General features: G+C 60.3%; 18 protein-coding genes. All 18 read right to left on the bottom strand.

The window, feature by feature from the left end:
- Window positions 1-154: 154 nt before the first annotated feature.
- The 18 genes from NKJ37_RS14285 to NKJ37_RS14200 all read right to left on the bottom strand — a co-directional run bounded on the left by NKJ37_RS14285 (window position 155) and on the right by NKJ37_RS14200 (window position 19,334).
- Window positions 155-2,818 carry a right-handed parallel beta-helix repeat-containing protein gene (locus NKJ37_RS14285; protein WP_352774138.1) on the bottom strand — a complete coding sequence of 888 codons (2,664 nt, stop codon included), beginning with the start codon at window positions 2,816-2,818 and terminating at the stop codon, window positions 155-157.
- Window positions 2,819-3,177: 359 nt separating this feature from the next.
- Window positions 3,178-6,015 (bottom strand): hypothetical protein, encoded by a 2,838-nt coding sequence (locus NKJ37_RS14280; RefSeq protein WP_352674272.1) that lies wholly within the window; start codon window positions 6,013-6,015, stop codon window positions 3,178-3,180.
- A gap of 432 nt (window positions 6,016-6,447) precedes the next feature.
- Window positions 6,448-6,762 carry a hypothetical protein gene (locus NKJ37_RS14275; RefSeq protein ID WP_023814083.1) on the bottom strand — a complete coding sequence of 105 codons (315 nt, stop codon included), beginning with the start codon at window positions 6,760-6,762 and terminating at the stop codon, window positions 6,448-6,450.
- Window positions 6,763-6,770: 8 nt separating this feature from the next.
- Complete coding sequence (locus NKJ37_RS14270) at window positions 6,771-7,064, bottom strand: hypothetical protein (protein ID WP_023814084.1); 294 nt, start codon at window positions 7,062-7,064, stop codon at window positions 6,771-6,773.
- Complete coding sequence (locus NKJ37_RS14265) at window positions 7,052-9,538, bottom strand: HNH endonuclease (RefSeq protein ID WP_352774135.1); 2,487 nt, start codon at window positions 9,536-9,538, stop codon at window positions 7,052-7,054. Before NKJ37_RS14265 ends, NKJ37_RS14270 begins: the two co-directional genes overlap by 13 nt.
- Window positions 9,538-10,041 (bottom strand): hypothetical protein, encoded by a 504-nt coding sequence (locus NKJ37_RS14260; RefSeq protein ID WP_031213873.1) that lies wholly within the window; start codon window positions 10,039-10,041, stop codon window positions 9,538-9,540. The genes NKJ37_RS14265 and NKJ37_RS14260 overlap by 1 nt, the downstream gene beginning before the upstream one ends.
- A gap of 3 nt (window positions 10,042-10,044) precedes the next feature.
- Window positions 10,045-10,341: a hypothetical protein gene (locus NKJ37_RS14255; protein WP_352774133.1), complete on the bottom strand. Its 297-nt coding sequence runs from the start codon at window positions 10,339-10,341 to the stop codon at window positions 10,045-10,047.
- The gene (locus NKJ37_RS14250; RefSeq protein WP_352774132.1) at window positions 10,263-10,712 is read right to left on the bottom strand and encodes a hypothetical protein; all 450 of its coding nucleotides are present in this window, start codon (window positions 10,710-10,712) and stop codon (window positions 10,263-10,265) included. Before NKJ37_RS14250 ends, NKJ37_RS14255 begins: the two co-directional genes overlap by 79 nt.
- A 241-nt stretch (window positions 10,713-10,953) precedes the next feature.
- Complete coding sequence (locus tag NKJ37_RS14245; RefSeq protein ID WP_352721987.1) at window positions 10,954-13,437, bottom strand: phage tail protein; 2,484 nt, start codon at window positions 13,435-13,437, stop codon at window positions 10,954-10,956.
- Window positions 13,437-14,033, bottom strand: a complete 597-nt coding sequence (locus NKJ37_RS14240) for a phage connector family protein (RefSeq protein ID WP_352774130.1) — start codon at window positions 14,031-14,033, stop codon at window positions 13,437-13,439. The genes NKJ37_RS14245 and NKJ37_RS14240 overlap by 1 nt, the downstream gene beginning before the upstream one ends.
- 345 nt (window positions 14,034-14,378) lie before the next feature.
- Window positions 14,379-14,651 (bottom strand): hypothetical protein, encoded by a 273-nt coding sequence (locus tag NKJ37_RS14235; RefSeq protein ID WP_352774128.1) that lies wholly within the window; start codon window positions 14,649-14,651, stop codon window positions 14,379-14,381.
- Window positions 14,648-14,983 carry a DUF6973 domain-containing protein gene (locus tag NKJ37_RS14230; protein ID WP_128304615.1) on the bottom strand — a complete coding sequence of 112 codons (336 nt, stop codon included), beginning with the start codon at window positions 14,981-14,983 and terminating at the stop codon, window positions 14,648-14,650. Before NKJ37_RS14230 ends, NKJ37_RS14235 begins: the two co-directional genes overlap by 4 nt.
- Window positions 14,984-15,080: 97 nt before the next feature.
- Window positions 15,081-15,506, bottom strand: a complete 426-nt coding sequence (locus tag NKJ37_RS14225; RefSeq protein ID WP_128304614.1) for a hypothetical protein — start codon at window positions 15,504-15,506, stop codon at window positions 15,081-15,083.
- A 473-nt stretch (window positions 15,507-15,979) separates the two neighbouring features.
- Window positions 15,980-16,306, bottom strand: coding sequence for a hypothetical protein (locus tag NKJ37_RS14220; RefSeq protein ID WP_352774126.1), 327 nt, complete (start codon window positions 16,304-16,306; stop codon window positions 15,980-15,982).
- A gap of 103 nt (window positions 16,307-16,409) precedes the next feature.
- Window positions 16,410-16,835, bottom strand: coding sequence for a hypothetical protein (locus tag NKJ37_RS14215; protein ID WP_023814095.1), 426 nt, complete (start codon window positions 16,833-16,835; stop codon window positions 16,410-16,412).
- The gene (locus NKJ37_RS14210; RefSeq protein WP_155930625.1) at window positions 16,835-17,326 is read right to left on the bottom strand and encodes a hypothetical protein; all 492 of its coding nucleotides are present in this window, start codon (window positions 17,324-17,326) and stop codon (window positions 16,835-16,837) included. The genes NKJ37_RS14215 and NKJ37_RS14210 overlap by 1 nt, the downstream gene beginning before the upstream one ends.
- Window positions 17,287-18,222, bottom strand: a complete 936-nt coding sequence (locus tag NKJ37_RS14205; protein ID WP_023814097.1) for a hypothetical protein — start codon at window positions 18,220-18,222, stop codon at window positions 17,287-17,289. Before NKJ37_RS14205 ends, NKJ37_RS14210 begins: the two co-directional genes overlap by 40 nt.
- Window positions 18,219-19,334, bottom strand: a complete 1,116-nt coding sequence (locus NKJ37_RS14200) for a hypothetical protein (RefSeq protein ID WP_023814098.1) — start codon at window positions 19,332-19,334, stop codon at window positions 18,219-18,221. The genes NKJ37_RS14205 and NKJ37_RS14200 overlap by 4 nt, the downstream gene beginning before the upstream one ends.
- Window positions 19,335-19,493 lie beyond the last annotated feature (159 nt).

Here is a 19,493-nt window from a genome sequence, read left to right as displayed (position 1 = left end):
ATCACCCATGACAGCGTCTCCTTGCGCCGCCAATGAATCAGCCGATCCTTATCCCTGCAAGCGATTTAATAGGTCCTGAGCCTAGTTTTCGTCATCCTCGCAACGATCAACTTAGGCATGACGCAGTACCCTTACGCAAAGTTGCGAATTCATCCTAGGCTTCGAAATCCCCTGACCAGCCGATAGCCGAACTGACAACCCACAGTCCTACCGTATAGGCCTCCAGTGTTACGCGCTCGCCGGGATCGAGAATGAGATATTTTCCTGCACCGCCGCCCTTGATCGTATCCGTCCCGTTGGGCTTGATGTTCATGACATGGGTTGCGTGTACTCCGGCAAAGCCGATCCGAAGGCCAGGCACGGCAGGCGGCAGCGTATGTGTCCACGTCGCGCCGGCGCCGTTGTTGTGGCAGAGTGCCCGGTTGTGAAGCCCAGACAGCGTCGTGTTGACGGTCAGATTGATCGGCACACTCGACGTCCCCTGCAGACCGGGATTGTTGCCGCCAATAAACCTGGTCACGGTGCCGGCCGTGATGGAACTGCCGGTGCCATCGCCAACCCATTCCGACATGTCGAAACCATCGACCAGCATTTCGTCTATCGCGCCGCCGGTGGTCACCCGAAAGGCAACGCCAATGGCGGTAGAGTTCTTCAGGGCGATGTCCCTGAGACTGGCTTTGCGCAGCCGCTGGCCCACGGAAAGGTTGAACCGGATACCATGCGACTGGGTGTTTCCCCTGATGCCAGAAAGGCTAAGGCTCGCCGGTGTCACGACGTTCGCAACGACAATGGCGTCGGTCGAGCAGTTCATCAACGTGCCCGGGCCGATCGCAAGAGGCGTCTGGTAGGGCGCGGCGATTACAGCTGTGGCACCTGACGTTCCGCCCCTGATTGTCTCGCCAGCTGGAAAGATGCCGGCCGAACCGCGCACATAGATGCGCCGGGTCGCGCTGTTTGCCGTTTTGGCAACCGCAGAGATGCCTCCAGTGATTGTTTCAGCGGCCTGAAATGTCCCGCTTACCGGCAAGACCCTCAGCACGTTGGCAAAGAAGTCGACCAAGATGCCCGTCGCGCCGGATGAACCGCCAGTCACCGTCTCACCGAGTTCATAGTCGACGGTTGAACCGGTGATGACGATTTCAAAATGTTGGAACCGCAGGGTTCCGGTCGAGCCAGAGGTGCCGCCGCTGACCGTTTCGCCAGTCGCAAACGATCCAACTTGCGAGCTGAGGGCGAACTGATATTCGCCGTTTGGCTCCAATTGCAGAGCGGTGTTGTAGCGATCGACGTACCAGTTATCGAGCCGGCCCGACTGAATCTGAACGCCGAAGACGTTACCGGCAGAACTACCGGACAGCCGGTTGCCGATTGCCTTGACATTCGAAATGACGATCTCGCTGTTGGCGTCAGTCGCGGCTATGCCAACCAGACAGTCATTCGCCACCACGTTGGTTATGATCCCTCGTGGATCTCGCGCACCGGTCATCTCCACCCAGACACCGGCGGAGGGGCTGTCGAGATGTGCATCTGCGAAAACCCCGTCGACCAACACGTCGGTGGTGTTTAGATTCCCCGTATAGGTCAACACGACGCCGTCGCGTTTGCACTTCGCCGACCGGATGTTGCGCACGATCGGCTTACGGACGCCGGCCACGTAAACCGTGTCGCCAAACTCGCCGCCGGTTGGCGTGACGATGTTATAGCCGTCAATGTCCTCAATCGTCGGGCTGTCGACACAGAGCGCCATCACGCCGGCAAGGCCAAGATTGCGGACTTTCACGCCACGAATTGTCGGCCGCTTCCGGCGTGCACCAGTGGAGAGGCCGACGCGAATACCGATAGAAGCCTGGTAGCCGGCATGTGATCCACCATCGATCGTGAGGCCCCCGTCTATCAGGACGTCATCGGCGGCGATATCGATGACGGGATGGTGGCCGGTAACGGTACCGACTGGCGCGCGCAGGATCAGGGCAGAGCCGCCCAGGCATTCGACGCGCTTCTTCGCTGTCGAGATCGTGTGGTTGCCGTCGGTCTGGTAGGAGCCGTCAATCAGCACATGCGGATAGCTGCCCGCGAGCAGTGCACCTATTGCAGCCGTGGCATTCGCACCGCCACCACGCGCCCCGAGCATTGATGCCGTCACCGGGGTTGAGGCGAGAGTATAGCCCGTCTTCATCATGCCATCGCTCAGCGTGATCACCAAATCCCCGGCATTCGTTCCATTCTTGCGGTACACAGCGCCGCTGCCTGCCACGTGAGAGCTGTCGTAGAAGGCGGTGCGGATGTATGTGGGTGCTATCGGCGGCGAATAGGCCTCCGCCGTCGCCTTGGTCGCGAATTGCGGATCGAGCAAGGTTGTCATGGCGCCCGTCGCTACGTCCGCAGCGGCCTGTGCCTGGTCGATGATGCCTTGCGCGGCTGCCTGGATATCCCCGACGGTGTCGTCGGACTGGTAGAACGACAGCACAATGTCATCGGTTCCGATCACAGGGTTCAGCGTCTGGAAGGCAAAGACGAAATCGGCCGAGGCGTTGCCCTGCTGGACATGCACCGTCGTTCCCTTCTGCATGGTGCGCCCGGTGCGGGCATCGGCGGCGCGGAACCATCGGCCTTCGCTTACCGTATAGATACCGTTTTGCGTCTGGTCGGCCTGGTCCTTGACCAGCACGCGGTCGCCCACCTCCGTCGCCACCCCGTCGATGGTCGGAAGGCCGAAAAACGCAATGCTGGCGGTCGTCGCCAGACGAACGGGTTCGCGCTCGCCGGTCAGAAGGCGAACGGCGGCGGCTGAAGATCGGGCCATGCTGGCTTGCTCCATGGAAAAGCCTCGCGAAAGCGAGGCTGAGAGGGGTAAGGCCGGCGGCATAGCCGCTAGCTGACTGCGCGGCGGCGCCTTCGAGACTTGTCATGGCGATGCGCGCACGGCGCCGAATCATGAGAAATTCACAATCGAAAGAGAACCTGGGGACGACTCCGCATCGATGAGGAGCCGCAGATGGTGCGCGAACTGTAGCGGTCCCTTGTGGTGCTGGCGGCCCGAGCGCTTTCTATTGTCTGTATTTGTGGTCGTCCCCTACTTCAAAGTGCAATCATAGGATCGCCCCTGGCATATAAATGCAGCTCGGACGCGCGCGCAGTAGGTGCGCGGATCCTGTATCGATGCGACGCAGGGGCCAGTCAAAACTCCATGAAATCGATAGTAACAGCGACACCGGCAAGCACCCGCCCGGCGCCGGCGGAGTTTGAATTTACTATGACAACGTCGCCGGGCTCGAGATCAGCGCCAGCGGAGTTGCTGGCTACTCCACCGTCGCGCGTGACAAAGGCTGTCAGCCCGACTGCTGTGGTATCAATAGTGGAAACGTTTGTGGAGATCCCGCCGCGAAAGCGGCGAACGATCAAGTTGCGGTAGTTGACTGCGTCGGCTGCGACGTCGGCTGTAGTTTGGTAGCTGGCGCGAACGATGCGACCGCGACGGCGGGCAACAAACACGCTCTTGTTTATCGTGCCAGTCGCGGCGTAATCGTCAAGTTGCGCCGCAATACTTTCGGCGAAGATGTATTTCTGCGCATCACCCTGCACCGTCACAGTTCCACGGACCTTGTTGTTTTTCCCCCACATGATCGCATAGGGGTAAAGCTGATACTGCCATTTCACCGCGCCCTGTATGGGGCGCCAGATGATCGTTCCGTCGAAAATGCGATTATCGGTCCCCGCAGGTCCTCCTGCCGCCGCCGAGATGCCCGCCCCTACGCAGATAAAGAAGGCACCACCGTGCGAGACCACATTGTCGACCGCATAGGCAGTCGATACCGCCCACGCGGCAATTGAAGCTGAGCCGTCGTCCGTCACCGACAGCGCCGTTCCGGCCGGCCCGCCACTGCCCGCCGACCGACCTTCGGCTGTGGCGCGGTAGACGTTGCCGCCGTTTGTCACAAGAGCGTTGCGCTTGTAGATAGTGTCGGGAGCCCAAGCAGGGATGGCAGTGCTGTCTCCGTTCAAGATCACATCGCCTTCGATGTCACAATCATCAACTGAGGCGCGGCCAGCTCGCGCGCCGAGATTTGTAATGGTCAGATCAGTTTGAGTGCCACCAGCCGTGTTGTTGCCGCGCGTCACCAGGCGTCGCACTTTCACACGAGACGCCGACTGAATGCTAATGCCACCTTTGTCGGAGGCCTCAATGCGCAGGCCATCGATATCTATGTCGAGGTCTGACCACCCGATTTGATCGCCATTCCCCACCGCTGAAAAACAGGTGAGAGCATGGTTGAACCCGCAAATCGCACGGTAGGATGTAATGTCCTTGAGCTTGACGTTGATGCCTTCGCGTATCCAAAAATAACTGTGGTCATCGAGCGTGATGTTTTCAAGCGTGATGTCCTGCACTGGACCAGCGCCTGGGTGGCCGCCAGCCGCCCAATCCCAGCCGATGTAGAAAACGGGAGCGGCCGTCGTGCCGACCGCTGAACCGGAAATATTGCTGATAAGGATGCGCTTGGAAAGTTGGTAGTTTCTGACCGGGTTTCCGGCGACGTAATCGGCGAAAATCTCCGGTGTCGTGGTTTTGTAGTTTATCGTGGCGATATTGCCAACATTGAAGACAGAGAAGTCGCCAATCGAGGCATCAACCTGATCGTTGACGTCAATGCACTGGTTCAGACGAGACGTCGACTTGAAAACGCCATTTCGGATGACGACGCGCTTGCTTGTCCCGTCGAGATCGATCGCCTCTGAGAAATCATCAAAAATGAAGTTCGTAATCACAAGGCTATCGACGTAGCGGACATTGAAGCCACCTGTCATTTTTTGGTGAAAATGCCCATTGATCTGGACGTTTTTGCAGTTTTGAATGTGGGAATAGTAGCCGCGCCGCCCCCCGCTGGAACGGCCGATTGTATCCAGGTATCGCAACCCATCGACGCCTACCACGTAGGCAAGCCGCTGGTTGCTGTTAATTGCATCGGCATCGTTGACGCTATCGAAGGTAACGCCGTCAAAGGTGATGTTCTTCCGCGTTCCAACCGCCATATTCATATCGGTCGAGAACACCGGCTGAACATCATTTGCGCTGACGCCAGGGCGGCTCACGCCGTGAAGCACCGCCTCGCGCCCGGTGATCGCCACATTGTCCACCGTCAGCGCAACTGCCCGATAGATGTTATTTGTGGGTTGTCCGGCGAGCGTGAAGGGTGAGACAGGACCGGGAACCATCCTATAGGTCCCAGCTGGAAGGTCGACGCCCCCGATCGCCAGATTGTAAGCAGCCTGGACCGCCGGGCCGTCGTCATTGACGTTGTCTTTGCGCGCTCCTTTTTGGGTCGCCGTGGGAGTGCCCGACAGCGAATAACCAACAATCGTCGCATGGTCGGCCAGCATGATCACCAGATCCCCGGCACTCGTTCCGTTCTTCTGATAAATCGCGCCGCTGCCTGCTACCTGGTGACTGTCGTAGAAGGCTGTGCGGATGTATGTCGGGGCGATCGGCGGGGAAAACGCCTGGGCGGCTGCGAGCGTAGCGAATTGCGGATCGAGCACCGTCGTCATGGCGCCCGTCGCCACGTCCGCCGCGGCTTGGGCCTGGTCGATGATGCCTTGCGCGGCTGCCTGGATATCGCCGACGGTGTCGTCGGACTGGTAAAACGACAGCACAATGTCGTCGGCACCGATCACGGGGCTCACTGTCTGGAAGGCATAGACGAAAGCGGCCGAAGCCGTGCCCTCCTGGACATGCACCGTCGTCCCCTTCTGCATGGTGCGCCCCGCGCGCGCATCGGCGGCGCGGTACCAGTAGCCTTCCGAGGCCGTATAGATGCCGTTCAGCCTGGCGTCCGCCTGGTCCTTGACCAGCACCCGGTCGCCGGTCGCTGTCTGGACGCCGTCAACCATTTTGAGGCCCTGGATCCAGGCAACGCCGTCGATGACGATCGTCTCCAGGTTCGCCGTCGTTGCCAGGCGCACGGGTTCGCGCTCGCCGGTCAACAGGCGAACGGCGGCGGTTGCAGGTCGGGCCATAAGGCTTGCTCCATGAAAAAAGCCCCGCGCAAGCGAGGCTGTGAAAGGGTCTGATTTTGGGGCGTGGGCGCGTCGGGAGGTTAACCCCCGTCACATGGGTGGGACCGATAAAAGTGCGCTGTCACCGTAACTGCAGCACAAGGTCGGCATCAGCCTTTTCGCCTCGGTCAGCAACCCAGTTGCCGCGCTTTTCGCACGCACTATCGATCTTTTAGATAATTTCGCGCCCAGGCTCTTGCTTCGGGGCTGCCTACATTTGGCGAGTCGTGCTCTTGCACTATTTTCTTTGTCTAGATTTCACTCCGATCCGTATCGATAGAATTCATAAAAGTGCATCGTCACCGTAATCCCCCTCCGGGGAGATGTCGGGCAGGACGAGGGGGGCGCCGTAGAACGCCAGCCAGCACCGCAATTCCAATCAGAAAACAGCGTTCAACCTGCGAAGTTGTTGTCCACGAACATCTTGGCAAATTGCTGGGGCGTAAGCGTTACATTATTGACACGGGCGATTTCGAGATTCTTTGCCCACATATCCCGGATTGCTGCCGGCATTCCCTCGGGCATGTGCATGGCTTGGGCAATTGCATCATGCCATTGTCCGTCGCCGCCATAGATAGATTGCAGTTTGGGGGCCATCTTTTTCAAGCCACCCTCCGACTCTTGAGAAAGTTCTCCAATGGCCCAGAGCACATAAAGCTCCAGCAGCCTAAGCAGCGGCTGTCCATCGTAACGTGGGTTAGTCGCCATGTTTCCCCTCACGCATCATTGGTGGCGTATTCGATGAGTCTTTGGCAGATAGCCGACAGGCTGGGCTTTTCCTTCAGTGAAGCTACCCAGGCCTCGGTAAATTCAATCGCAATGAATATCTCGATGAAATATGTAAGCCCCGCTTTGGCTGCCGCCTTCGGAGGCACCGTGCTATCGTCGGGTGCGGTCGCAACCATTGCATTGGAATCTTCAGTCCAAGGCTCCGCCACATAAATCGTGTCATCCTCGTCAAAGTCCGACAACCGTCCAACAATATCCAACAACTTGATTATTTTCCCCATAAAGAAAATCCTCCTCGACGATTCGGGTGCAATGCTTTCTGAAAGATAGTCCCAGGATCATGCTGCGATCTAGGGACAAGTTGCATCACACCGGCTTTTGTGTCGTGGTGCCAAGTGTAGCCGGGGGGCGCTCTTCGGGGAACGAGCCCCCTCTTTGTCCGCTGGAGGTTAATTCCCGCATCTTGCAGAGCTTTCGCGAAATCCGGCTCTCTTTCCATTAGCACCAGCAGGGCTTCGTTGGCCGCCTGGAAATGGCGTGGGCGCGAAACGTTCGGATATAATGCAGAATCTATCTCTGTCTCGAACACCACACTATAGAATTGACCGGTCGGCCCTCGACTAGCGCCGTCGCCTGCTTCTTCTGTCAGCGGTTCGGACCCGGGTGTAGGTAAGTCGTCTACGCCTTTGTAAAGATCCGCTCCTTCAGAAAGAGCGTCCTCCGTCGAGTCGGCGAGCTTGCCGCTGCTTCTGCGAACAAGCGCCTCGGCCCCCTCCGCTAGGTCGTCGGACCGCCTCAAGACCTGCGAGAGTTCCTTAACCAAAGGCCCCGCAATCTTGCCGGCTTGTTGCAGGCCGACGGATACCAATTTCTCGGTGGGGAGCGTTCCTAAGACATTGAGAATGGTGTCGCCGACGTTGCCAGACATCGCGGACGCAACAGCCTTATCGGCCGCGACCATGGGCGCAATGCCGAGCAGCGAGATGCCCTGCTCGCCGGCTCCCTCGGAGCCAACCAGCATCCGCGCCAGATTACGCCGCACGCTGCTTGGCTTACTATCGCCGGCGATAAGGTAGCCAAGCTTATCTTGGGGCGTAGGAATGTAATTCGTGACTTCTACATGCGAGTCCCGCAGACCCAACTCGGCTGCTTGGCGCAGATCGAGCAGCATTTCGGGGTCGACTATCCAATCGCGACGTGTTCGATCAGCTAGGCTTCTCTCTGTCTGCGCTGCACTTGTCCGAATTAGGTGGTCTAGCATTGCCTTTTGGGCAGCTTCGGTAGGCAGTGCAGCAAAGAGGTTGTTTAGGGCGGGATCTTGCGGGTTTGTTCCGTTTTTGAGTCCGTCGACGACGCCTCCCGCCACGGAATTGGGCAGCGGTTGAATCTTCTCGAAGCCCAGTTGCTGCTGAGCGGCGATCGAGCCGATGATGGCTGCCTGATAGTCTTCCGGCGTCGAAAGATTGTTCCAAGCCGCATCGAGATTCGCGAACGTCTTACGTACATAGCCACCCGGATCGCCCTGCCTCTCTTTGAGCGTGAGGTCGGCGGCCGTGGCTATTACTTCATGACGCGCGCTGTCCTCTTCCGGCGTAGCACTATCGGCCTTGGGCGAGGACTCTTTGACTCTGGCCAAAACGGCCTCATTCGACATGCCACGCATGCTGTAGAATTGCCGACTGACATCCATTGCTTGGCTGAAGGCTTGGAAGCGCCTGACGCCTTCGGTGGCGCCGTAGAGAGCGATGAACTGCTCCGGAGTCTGCACGGGGCCGGAATAGGTTCCAGTTTCCCTGATGGAGCTTGGCGCATTCTGTTCGGCGAGGCCGATGTTGGTTCGTGTTTCGACCTGCCGTGCGATCTCAGCGGTCCGCGCTTTCTGGGCCAACGCTGGCCTGTCTTCAGGCGGGATGTCGTCCCGGACAACCTGCACCGCTCGCTCATATGGCGTCGGCTCGCCAAGGCGATCGTCTCTTGGCGCCACAAAACTTGTGGTATTTGCCTGTGGGCCACCAACCGCCTCGGCCGTATCATCTTTGATCCGGCTGCCAGCCCGCCCCGCACCCAGTATCTCAGCCGCCCGCTTCGGATCCTGGGCAATCATTGCCTGGACCAGCGCCTTGGCCGTGTTGGTGCGCCAGGTGGCCTCGGCTGTTTGCCGAATGATCGAGTTGCCGATCTTGGCGATCAGGTCGAAGCCGCTCTGCCGGATCGCCTCGAATGTCTCGGCGTCGTTCGGGTCGCCCTGTGCGATGGAACCCGTGGACATGGTGTCGACCTTGGTCCACTCGGCCAACTCATACTCGTCACGGCGCTGGAGCTGCCGCTGCGCCATGCGCCGTGCGCCAATCGCGCGCATCGTCTCCTTCTGCCTGGCGAAACCAGCACGCTGGCTTTCGGGCATATCAGGCAAGGCATCGCCGAACAGCCTGTCGAACAGGCCTGTTTTGACCACCCGGCCGTCGCGCGGATTGACCTGGCCGTACATGGCCTCATGCAGGCCGGCGCCGTCAGCCGGGGCGTTGGCCGCCACCTCGTCTTCGGCTTGCCCGATCCGGCTGGTGAACCGCCGCCGCGCCAGTTCGGCGTCGAACGCGTCCTGCTGGTCCTTCATCTGCTGGTAGCGCTCGGCGATAGCCGAGAACTGGTCGCCAAGACCCTGCATGGCGCCGCCAATCGGCGATCCCCCGGGGTACGGCACCGCATTGCCGGCATCGAGCCGGCGCTGCGCTATGTGGAGCGGAATGGTGGCCATCAGTAGAGGCCTCCGGTGGACGAGCCGCCCGGCGGCGGTGGGAAGGCGCCCTTGCCGAAGGTCACGGCCTTGGTCGGGTCGTAGAGGCCGGAGAGACCCGATACGAGATTGCTGCCGGCCTTGAAGATCGAGGCCGTGACCGCCTGCTTGCCGGAGAAGCGCGAGAGCGCGGCTTGCGTATTGAGACTGTTCTGGCGCAGTTTCGAGCCGTACTGGATCGCGTCGAGATCAAGCTGGCCCTGCCTGGCATTGGCGGCCAGCACCTCGGCCGGCGAGCCTGATATGCCGACGCCCGAGGCGCCGGCCTGCGCACGCGCCTGGCCCAGCAGGAGATCCTGCTTATGGCGCTCCTGGCTCTGCTCGAAGGCGGAACTCTGCGCCTCGGCCTGCGCTTGCTGCCCGTAGGCCTTGGCCTGATAGTCGGCCATCTGCTTCGACTGCTGGCCTTCGACCAGCGCGCCGCCAACAGAAAGGGCGGTGCCGATAAGGGCAAGTGTGCACATGGTTCAGCCTCGTTCGCCAAAGGAGGTGTTTGCGGGAATGAATTTGCTTTTGACGCCGTCCACCGGCGCGCCGAGCGCCGGGCGAGGGTCGAGCGCACCGCCGGGGGTGAGGAACGACACAAGCAGCCTGTCGGCCTGCAACGCCGGCCGGCTGAGACGGGCGGGTGCAGCGGCCCGCGGGCCGGCCATGGCGGCGCGGCGGGTCGTGGTCAGATTGATCTTCAGCTCGGCGACGCCGGCGGCATCGAACAGGCCGTTGGCGGTGGCAATGGTGCGGGCGAGCGCATCGGCCTCGAACAATTCCTGGCGCAGCAGCTCGACCAGCCGGCGGGCGCTGCCCCAGCGCTCGCCAAGCGTTGCAGCTTTGGCCTTGATCTCGTCGCCAAGCGCGGCGATGTCGGCCCGCGCTTCGCTCCGAGCGGCCTCCGCACGGCATTGCCGGCAGCGACGATGATCTTTTCCAGCAGCCCGATCTGGTCGTTGCAGTCGTCCAGCGCGGCACGCGCGGCGGCCAGGTCGCCATCGCCGAAGACCGCGCGGTCCTCGGCTTGCGCCAGTTCGGTTCTGCAGTGAAGCGCGTCGTTGAGGTCGGTGTCGAGCAAGGCGATGACGGCGGCGAATTCGGCAGCCGTCCGCGCCATCCCGAGGATTTCGGCATGGGGAGATGTCATTTCGGGGATCCTTTGGTGAATTGTTATCTCCCCACTCGAGGGGGAGATGGCCGGCAGGCCAGAGGGGGGTCGGCACGACCGGGTGCGACCTACCGCGGCAGATGAGATTGGCGCTTCGCGTGGAGCGTCGGCATCCTCTTTCAACGTGGAGGAGGTTGGCGTCCGGTCGAACCGACCCCCTCTGTCGCCTCCGGCGACATCTCCCCTCAAGGGGGAAATCACCATCTTCAATGCCGGCGCTCTACGGCTCGGCGTCGAACACCGGCGTGAACGCACGGATCGTGCAGGGCGTCGGGTTGACATGGCGGATCCGCACTCGGCCCTGCCCTTCCCAGCTGTCGTCGATCGGCACCTCGACATTGCCGGTGAACAGCGTTGCCCGCCCGTCCGGCGCGATGATCGAGGGCATGCGCACCGGCTCCCAGCGGCCGCGCATCAAGGACTGGACTTGAAGCCCCGTGGTGTCGGTCTCCAGCAGCGACAGGATCACCTTCGCCACCTTCTTGCGGCGGCCGATGATGGAGCCGTCGCGGCCGCCGACATCGAGCTCCAGCGTGTCGGCGCCCGCCGCGTAGGGCAGGCCGAGTTGCCATTTGGCGGCGGTAGAACCGCCCGGCAGCGTGACGGTGCCGCCGCCGCTGACGGTCAGCCCGCGATAGACCTTGCCGTCGGCGAGCACATCGACGGACTGGCCGGCAAGGTGCATGGCGCCGCCCACCGTGGTGACCGCAAGACCCGCGTAGGACAGGCCGCAATCGACCTCGAAGGCGTCCGCGATGGCGCCGTATTCGAACGGCGCGGTCTTGATCTCGATGTAGCGCCTGGTCACGCCGCCAATGCTGCGCTTCACGATCAGCCAGAGATCGTCATTGCCGTCCTGGCCGGGGGTGACCGCAGCGCTTTCGACATCAGCCCAATTTGAACCATCGGAGCCCGCCCCGCTGACGTTGCCGCCCAGGCGATGCCGGTGCATGCCGCGCACCTCCTGGCTCGGCTGATGGGTGTAGCCGCCAAGCTCGCCATTCTCGAGCGGGAACCACAGCAACGGGTCGGGATCGGTCTGGAAGGCGAGCTCGACCACACCCTTTTTGGGAATATGCTCGGAGACCTGGCCGACATCGTCCGAAGCAAAACGGCTCTGCGCCGTCTGCGTCAGCTCGGCGATCGATTTGCGCGAGCGTGTGACATAGAGGAACGACTGGCCGGCATCCACCGGGCGGATGCGGGCGCAGCCAAAGGTGCGCGAGCGCCGGTTCTTGAACGAGGAGGGCGTCAGCGCCTCGTCGATGCCCGAGCCCGACAGGGCGCGGATGCCGCCTGAGGTGCCGATCAGAAGCGCGCCGTCGCTGTCGGCGATCCAGACAATGTCGTTGGCCTGGCCGCCGCCCGCCTGGACGAACTCCAGCGCATCGTCGTCCTTCTCGCCGAGAGCGAAATTGTCGAAGTCGCCGGTGGCCGAGGCATAGACCGAGAATTTGCGGCTGAAGGCCAGCCGCTCCTCATAGAGCGAGCCGCTCTCCACATGTTTTCCGGGAACAAACGTACCGAGCCGCCAGCGCGTGATCGGGTTCATGTTCGGCAGCGCATGGCCGTAGAGGATCACTTTGACCACCGTGGTGCTGGTGCGGCTGGTGATCCTCGCCCACCGCCAGATGCCGTCGGCGCCCAACAAGCGGATGGCGCGGCCGACATCGGTCGCCTGGAAGCCGGTGTCATTGTTGATGCCGATGCTTGAAGACGCGGTGATGTCGAACGGCGTCTGGTCGAATGCGGCGACATGGATCGCAAGCTCGGCCGAAACGCTGCTTTCGGCATCATCGCCGCCACCGCCGCTGAACACCAGTTGATGATATTCAAAGGCCGATTTGTTCGTGAATTCGTAGAAGCGCGTCTCGCCATTGCCCCAGCCGAGCTCGCCCGTACGAGTATCCAGGGTGACCCAGTTGGTGCCATCATTGGAACCCTGCAATTCCCAGGCGGTGAAGAAATCATAATTGCCCGTTGCCACCCGTGACGTGGTGATCCAGTAGGCATCGGCTACGCGCTGTGAACCGCCGGCATTGCGGAACCGGATATAGCCGTCACCGCCGCCAGAGATCTGGATATCCTGCGTCTTGTCGCGGTCGAACATCTGCCAGGCAGAGGCGCTGCCGCTGCCGGTGGAAGCGGTGCCGGAAGGCGTCGTGTTGCTGGTCATCTGCGGCGTCAGATGCCCGGTGTCGGACGGTGTCAGCGTCGTCGCCGTGTCGTTGACCGGGTCGTAGGGACCGTCGAGGAATTCAAAATCCGTCAGAGCCCACGCCGTGTGTGCGCTGCGCGTCAGCACCTTGGGCGGATAGTCCCGGTGAGTGACCCACATCTGGTCGGCCGACTGGACATAGGCGAGCTCGAACAGGTCCGCCTCGAGATAGGGCGAAGCGACCTCCACCGTGTCGACGCGCGCGCCATAGGCATGGACGCGGATGTACCGGTCGCCGAATTCGAGCGCATAGGCTTGATCGGCCGAGAAGATGAACGGGATCAGCCGCGTCGTCTTCGCGGAAATCTTCACCTCGCCGGCAAAATAGGTGCCGCCGCGCTTGCGGATGCCGCCATGCGGCAGGGTGATGAAGTTCTCGCATTTGGCCAGCGCCGCCCGATAGAAGTCGAGCGAGGCGCGTGCATGCAGGCGCGGCGAGATCTCGCCGCGGGTGAAGACGTCCTGGACGGGATAGAGCGTCGTCATCAGCGCGCAATCCTGTTGTCGCCGCGCTGATTGGACCACGAGGCGGTGTAGAGCCGGCCGCCGCGCTGGATGGCGTTGGCGTTGAGCGCCGCGTCCAGCGCCCGGTCATAGGCCGAGCGGGCAATATCGATCATGCCTGACTTGTGCGTCAGCGGATGCGCCACCTTGACGGCAAGGGCCGCCACCAGAACCTCGGTGAACAGCGCATCCCAGTCGTTGGGATCGGTGAGGTTGGCGACGTAACGGATGGTCAGCGGGCCGGACTGGTCGGAATAGATCAGCCCCGCCTCCTGGCGCCACGAAATCGGCACGCCGTCCGGCTCGCCATCACGGGTCAGCGGCAGCGGCCGCAGGCAGTCGGCCGGCAGTTCATAGGCAAAGGTCAAGCCGCAATCGCTGCCGGTGTCCGCCCCGGCAACCGTGGCGCGCAGGATGGCGAACACCCAGGCACATTTGGTAAGTTCTGCTTCCCTTGCGAGGTCGAAATGCAAGTTGAGCAGCCGTGCCGCCTTGACGTCCTGATCGAGACTGTCGATCGGCGCCTCGTCGAGCACGGCCAGCGCCATGTTGGCGATATCGAGCGGGGTGATGGCCATGGGTCAGCGCCTCGTCCATGTGGGTCGGGTCATGATTTTCTCCGGGCATGAAAAAAGCCGCTGCGAAGCGGCTGGGGGTTTGGATGGCGATATTCAGAGATCGTGCTCTACGCCCCCTCCGATCTCCCTTCGTGGGGTTGAAGAGTGGTCCGCGTAGCGGACGGAAAGCCAACTGCTTGGCTTTCCGAATGACGAAAGCCGGCAGGACGGAGGGGGCGCTAAGAAATATTGTCAGAACGAGGAATTACGGCGGCAGCGCACTATTTTCCAAGTCTCAGTCCGGACATGCTATCGACAAAACGCGCGAGATCTCCGGCATCTCACTGTTATTCGTGATTCCAACCCTTAAAATATCGGACGAAATCCACTAATCGAGCAATTCGAAAGATGGAAACTTACGTACCACCCAAGCCATGGAGATAGATATCCATCCCGGCTTGTAACTTTCCCATCCTTGCTGCAAGAAACGCTCGCGCTGGATTCCTCATTCACGAAAACGAGGTGGTACGTCGTTCCAGATCCTGCCGCTTCATCCAGTTTGGTGCCTGCAATTTCCAGCGTTCCGCCCACAAATCCGTCCTTCTCAAGCGCGGTCGTCAGAACCATCACTTTCTTCATTTTCTTTTCTCGTGAAAGATCATTGCCGGAGGCAGTGAAGTCTGAAGTAGTCCGGCCTCCAGGGCAAGGCGCGCGATTTCGTCGGGCGCGACCCCGGGTAAAGCTTCGCCCAACACACGGCCGACATTGTTATTTATCAAATCCATCGCGCGCTCATATCGGTCATTCGGATGGGATATCTCATAGGCATCCGATATCTTCTTCGCTTCGTTGACCCCAAGCGATTGCGCCATCTTGGCCGACCATTCGGCATGTCTCAAAGCACCCGCTGCATTATTGACGCCTGGATGAGATTGGAGCGATGCCGTTCCCATGAGGAATTGCGGTGACAATGCACTATTTCCAGTTCTCAGTCTGAAGATTCACTGCAGTCACATGGGTGCGGCCGACAAAAATGAGCCGTCGTCGCAATTCAAAAGCGTAATCCCGTTACTGTTCGTAAGGCTCGACCACGGCAAACGGTATTCCCAACGACTCCAGCAGATCGAGAATGCGTTGCGAGATGACGAGGCGATAATCTGCTGCGATACCGAAGTGGTCGCGGCCAGCCTCGCCATTCACTTTCAACCAGACAAATGGCGGAAGTTCCTGCCCAGGCTGGTCCTCATGGAACTCTTCGGAGGTTGTCACTTCGACTTCGGCGAACGTCGCACCTGAAAAGCCCATCTTGTGCAGAGCGCGCTGGGTTTCTTCGGTGGCGAGGTAACACGGGAACGTCGTAACGAGCACATCGCCGAACCAGCCCTCTACCTCGTAGTGAAGCTTGGTCACAATCGGCGGATGGACACTCGTGTCAAGAACGGTGTGGTTGCCAAGCCCACCAGCAACGTTCGGTTCTATGTAAAAATATTGCATCACTCACCTATCGGAGGATTGAACAGATTTCAGTATTTCTTATCGATGTAATGGCGATTATTGATCATCCCCGTTGACGGGGAGAAGGTCCCGGCAGGAGGTTGAGGGGCAGCGAAGGTCTGAAAATCTGGCGCTACAGAACGCCCAATCCGCGAAGTTGTTGTCCACGAATATCTCGGCAAATCTCTCGGGCGGGAGGGTCGTGCCGTTGACGCGAGCGATTTTGAGATTCCTTGCCCACATATCCCGATTGCTGCCGGGATTCCTCCGGGCATGTGCATGGCTTGGGCAATTGCGTGATGCCACCGTCCATCGCCACCAAACAGAGATTGCAGTTTGGGGGCCATTCTTTTCAAGCCCTCTTCCGACTCTTGAGAAAGTTCTCCGATCGCCCAGAGCACATAAACATCCAGCAGTCTAAGCAGCGGCTGTCCGTCATAACGTGGGTTAGTCGACATTTAACCTCTCACGCATCATGGGTGGCATAATAAATAACGCGTTCGCAGATAGCGGAAACGCTTGGCTTTTCTTTCTGCGGATGCAACCAAAGCCTCGGTAATCTCGATCGCAAGGTTGATTTCGAGAAAGTATGCCAGGCCCTCTTTAGCTGCCTCGGCTGGTACCAACACCCCATCCTGCTGAGGCAAAACCATTGCGTCTGAATCCTCGGTCCAAGGCTCCGCCGCGTAGATTGTGGGCTCCGCTGCGTAGACCGGGTCCTCCTCGTCAAATTCCGACAACCGTCCAACGATATCCAGCAACTTCATTTTTTCCCCATAGGGAAAATCCTCCTCGGCCATTCGGATGCAGTGTCTTCTGGAATTACGGTGACAGTGCACGCTGCAGTCACATGGTGCAGCCGACAAAAGACGGACTGTTATCGCATTCAACAAGCGTAATCCGTTACTGCTCGTAGGGTTCGACCACTGCAAACGGTATTCCCAATGATTCCAGCAAATCAAGAATGCGCTCCGAGATGACAAGGCGATAGTTTGCTGCGATCCCGAAGTCGTCGCGGCCAGCCTTCCCATTCACTTTCAACCAGACGAAAGGTGGAAGTTCCTGCCCAGGTTGATATTCATGAAACTCTTCGGATGTCGTCACTTCGGCTTCAGCGAACGTCGCACCCGAAAAACCTATGTTCTGCAGTGCACGCTGGGTTTCTTCGGTGACGAGGTAACACGGGAACGTCGTAACGAGCACATCACCGGTCCAGCCCTCTACCACGTAGTGGAGCTTGGTCACAATCGGAGGATGGACGCTGGGGTCCAAAACGGTGTTTCTGCCAAGCCCACCAGCCACATCAGGTCTGATATAGAAATACTGCATTATCCACCTATTGGAGGGTTGAACAGATGTCCGTATTTTTTGTCGATATAAGCCACGTAGTCCAGCACCTGCTGACGAGTGGCCTGAGGATGCGACGCATAAAATTCGTCCCATTCGTATCGGAAAATTTTGTTGTGCAAGAGGTTGTCCAAGCTTTTAGGAATCCCACGCAGATTCTGAAGCGAGTGCATCTCCTCTTCGGCCACGAGCCCGAGATATCTGTTCAAGATTTGCTGCTCAGCCGCGTGGTGGACCACAACTTCACCCTCCAGTTTCGGGTTCGCGTCGAGAAACGTTTTGCGGTAATTTTTTGAAAGAGCCTTGCCAAACGATGCCCCCGCGTACTTTATCTTTGAGGGGTCTCTCGCGATTGACTTTATTATTTCAAGAAGCTCGGCCTTGTCGGGCTTTGCACCTGTGCCCAAGCGGTAAGCGGCCTCATTTGCTGCATTTACTGCACGAGCCTCCGCACCGACGGCTTGGCGAGCCACCGCGCCCTCAGCGGCAAGCTCCGATGTGGCGCGCGAACCACTTGTTGCAAACTCCTCCAGCGGTTTGGCAAACTTGCCGGTCCCGCCGCGGATATGGCCAAGCCTTTTGCAACAGCTTCGCCGACTGTCTCTAATGCCAAGCGCCCTTCAGCAACCGCCCCCGAGCCAGGGGTGGCGGGCAGTTGCTCAAGGAAACCCAAAGGAGAATCGTGCAGATCCTGGAGAGCTATCCCAATGTCATGCGGGATTCGGCCTAGGGCCTCGAAACCCTCGCTCAGATAATCGCCGAAGTCGTCCGCAGCTCGTTGGAGTGCAGACCGGGCTTCGCCAGGAGGCGCTGATGGAAGCCGTCCTTGCACTGTCGCAGCAGTGACGATCGGGCCGACTTGGGCCGATCGAGAAAGGCCAGCTTGATCCAACTGCTGAGATAAGGCCTGGCGGACACCCGGATCGGGCGCTGCTGCTAGAAGATCACGCAGGATGATGTCCTTCTTAGCCTGCGGCATGTTTTTGTCGCCGAAGGTGTCAGCTATGCTTTGGACAACGGCCTTCGGCAGAGGTTGAGGGGTCTCGATGCCGAGTTGCCTCTGGGCTGCGACAGAGACGGCGATGGCCCATTTGTACGCCTCCGGATTGCCGGTCTCCGACTTGCCATCCGGGCTCGTTGTCGCCTTCCACGCGGCGTCGACATTGGGGAAGACCTCGCGGACGTAGCCAGCAGGGTCCGCCCGCCTCATGTCCAGGGTCTTGAGCGCAGCGGCAGCCGTAACCCGATACCGTGTCTCCTCTTCGTTGGAGCCGACCGGCCCAGGCTCCGCATCGCGCAGCGCTGCGTGGATCGCCTGGTTGGGCATCGTCCGCATGCCAAAGGCTTGGCGGCCGACATCCATCTTCAAGCTGAAGTCTTGGTACCGATCGCCGCCCTCCTCGGCGCCATAACGGCGGCGAAGTCGGCGGGGCTGGGCATCTTGCCGGAATAGCTTCCCGTATTGGCGATCGCGTTCGGGGCGTTCTGCGCAGCGAGAGCGATGTTGGTGCGCGCCTCGATCAATTGGGCCGTATTCGCGGCGTGTGCCTGGTTGATCAGCCGCTGAATGTCATCTGGAGACAGGTCGGCGAGATGGTCGGTTGCGGGCTTGATCGCCGTATCAGGCGCCGGAGCAATGTCCCCAAACGCCTGCGCCACGCGCTCGTCTGGCGTGAGCTTGCCAACGCGATCGCCTTTCGCGGCAGCCGCCTCTGATCTGCCCGAGGCAAGAACCCAAGTGATCGGCTGAACGTCTCCCGAAGACTCTTCCGGGGTCCTGACACCAAACGTCTCCAGCGCGCGTTTCGGATCCTTGGCGATCAGCGCCTCGAAACGCGTCTTGGCCGCGGTGCCGAACCAGTCCTTCACCTTCTGCTGTCTGATCCCGGGGTCGAGCCCCATCTTGGCGATCAAGTCGAGCCCTTCCTGGCGGGCTACTTCGAAGGTGACAGGATCGTCGGGATCGGCGTTGCCGATGGCGATGCCGCTGGTCGTGAGCACCGTGTCGACCTGCGCTTGTTCATAGTCTTCGCGCTGCTGAAGCTGCCGCTGCGCCATGCGCAGCGAGCCAACCCTGCGCATCGTCTCCTTGTGCTCGGCGAAAGCGGCGCGCTGGCTCTCAGGCATGTTCGGCAAAGCCTTGTCGAACAGCCTGTCGAACAGGCCGGTCTTGACGACCCTGCCGTCGTACGCATTGACCTGGCCGTACATGGTCTCATGCAGGCCGGCGCCGTCAGCCGGGGCGTTGGCCGTCACCTCATCTTCCGCCTGCGCGATCTGGCCGTGGAAGCGGCGGCGGGCCAATTCGGCGTCGAACGCCTCCTGCTGGTCCTTCATCTGCTGGTAGCGCTCGGCGACAGCGGAAAGGTGATCGCCCAGCCCGTGCATGGCGCCGCCGATTGGCGACCCCTGCGGATATTGCGGCGCGTTGCCGGTGTCGAGCCGGCGCTGGCCAATGGAAAGGGGGATGATGTGTACCATGGCTGTTCCCTGCTCACGAAGCACTGAGGGCTGAACGGCCGAAAATCACCCGGCCGCTGCGGCACGGCCGGCAATGGCGCTCGAGGCCGATGCCTTCGTCGGATCCGGATTTTGGAGAGGCCGCCAACGAGCGTGTTGCCCACGCATTGATTCGGCGGG

The sequence above is a fragment of the Mesorhizobium sp. M0140 genome, assembly GCF_040322475.1.
Taxonomy (GTDB): Bacteria; Pseudomonadota; Alphaproteobacteria; order Rhizobiales; family Rhizobiaceae; genus Mesorhizobium.
The sequence above is the reverse complement of the archived record's forward strand: the minus strand, read 5'-3'. Positions and strand labels throughout refer to the sequence as shown.

Coding starts and splice junctions, on each gene's coding strand:
- NKJ37_RS14220 (WP_352774126.1), bottom strand. CDS start 16,306: ATGGCCGAGGAGGATTTTCCCTATGGGGAAAAAATGAAGTTGCTGGAT.
- NKJ37_RS14270 (WP_023814084.1), bottom strand. CDS start 7,064: ATGGGGAAAATAATCAAGTTGTTGGATATTGTTGGACGGTTGTCGGAC.
- NKJ37_RS14225 (WP_128304614.1), bottom strand. CDS start 15,506: ATGCAATATTTTTACATAGAACCGAACGTTGCTGGTGGGCTTGGCAAC.
- NKJ37_RS14235 (WP_352774128.1), bottom strand. CDS start 14,651: ATGAAGAAAGTGATGGTTCTGACGACCGCGCTTGAGAAGGACGGATTT.
- NKJ37_RS14265 (WP_352774135.1), bottom strand. CDS start 9,538: ATGGCCACCATTCCGCTCCACATAGCGCAGCGCCGGCTCGATGCCGGC.
- NKJ37_RS14240 (WP_352774130.1), bottom strand. CDS start 14,033: ATGGCCATCACCCCGCTCGATATCGCCAACATGGCGCTGGCCGTGCTC.
- NKJ37_RS14250 (WP_352774132.1), bottom strand. CDS start 10,712: ATGACATCTCCCCATGCCGAAATCCTCGGGATGGCGCGGACGGCTGCC.
- NKJ37_RS14200 (WP_023814098.1), bottom strand. CDS start 19,334: ATGGTACACATCATCCCCCTTTCCATTGGCCAGCGCCGGCTCGACACC.
- NKJ37_RS14215 (WP_023814095.1), bottom strand. CDS start 16,835: ATGCAGTATTTCTATATCAGACCTGATGTGGCTGGTGGGCTTGGCAGA.
- NKJ37_RS14260 (WP_031213873.1), bottom strand. CDS start 10,041: ATGTGCACACTTGCCCTTATCGGCACCGCCCTTTCTGTTGGCGGCGCG.
- NKJ37_RS14245 (WP_352721987.1), bottom strand. CDS start 13,437: ATGACGACGCTCTATCCCGTCCAGGACGTCTTCACCCGCGGCGAGATC.
- NKJ37_RS14285 (WP_352774138.1), bottom strand. CDS start 2,818: ATGGAGCAAGCCAGCATGGCCCGATCTTCAGCCGCCGCCGTTCGCCTT.
- NKJ37_RS14280 (WP_352674272.1), bottom strand. CDS start 6,015: ATGGCCCGACCTGCAACCGCCGCCGTTCGCCTGTTGACCGGCGAGCGC.
- NKJ37_RS14275 (WP_023814083.1), bottom strand. CDS start 6,762: ATGGCGACTAACCCACGTTACGATGGACAGCCGCTGCTTAGGCTGCTG.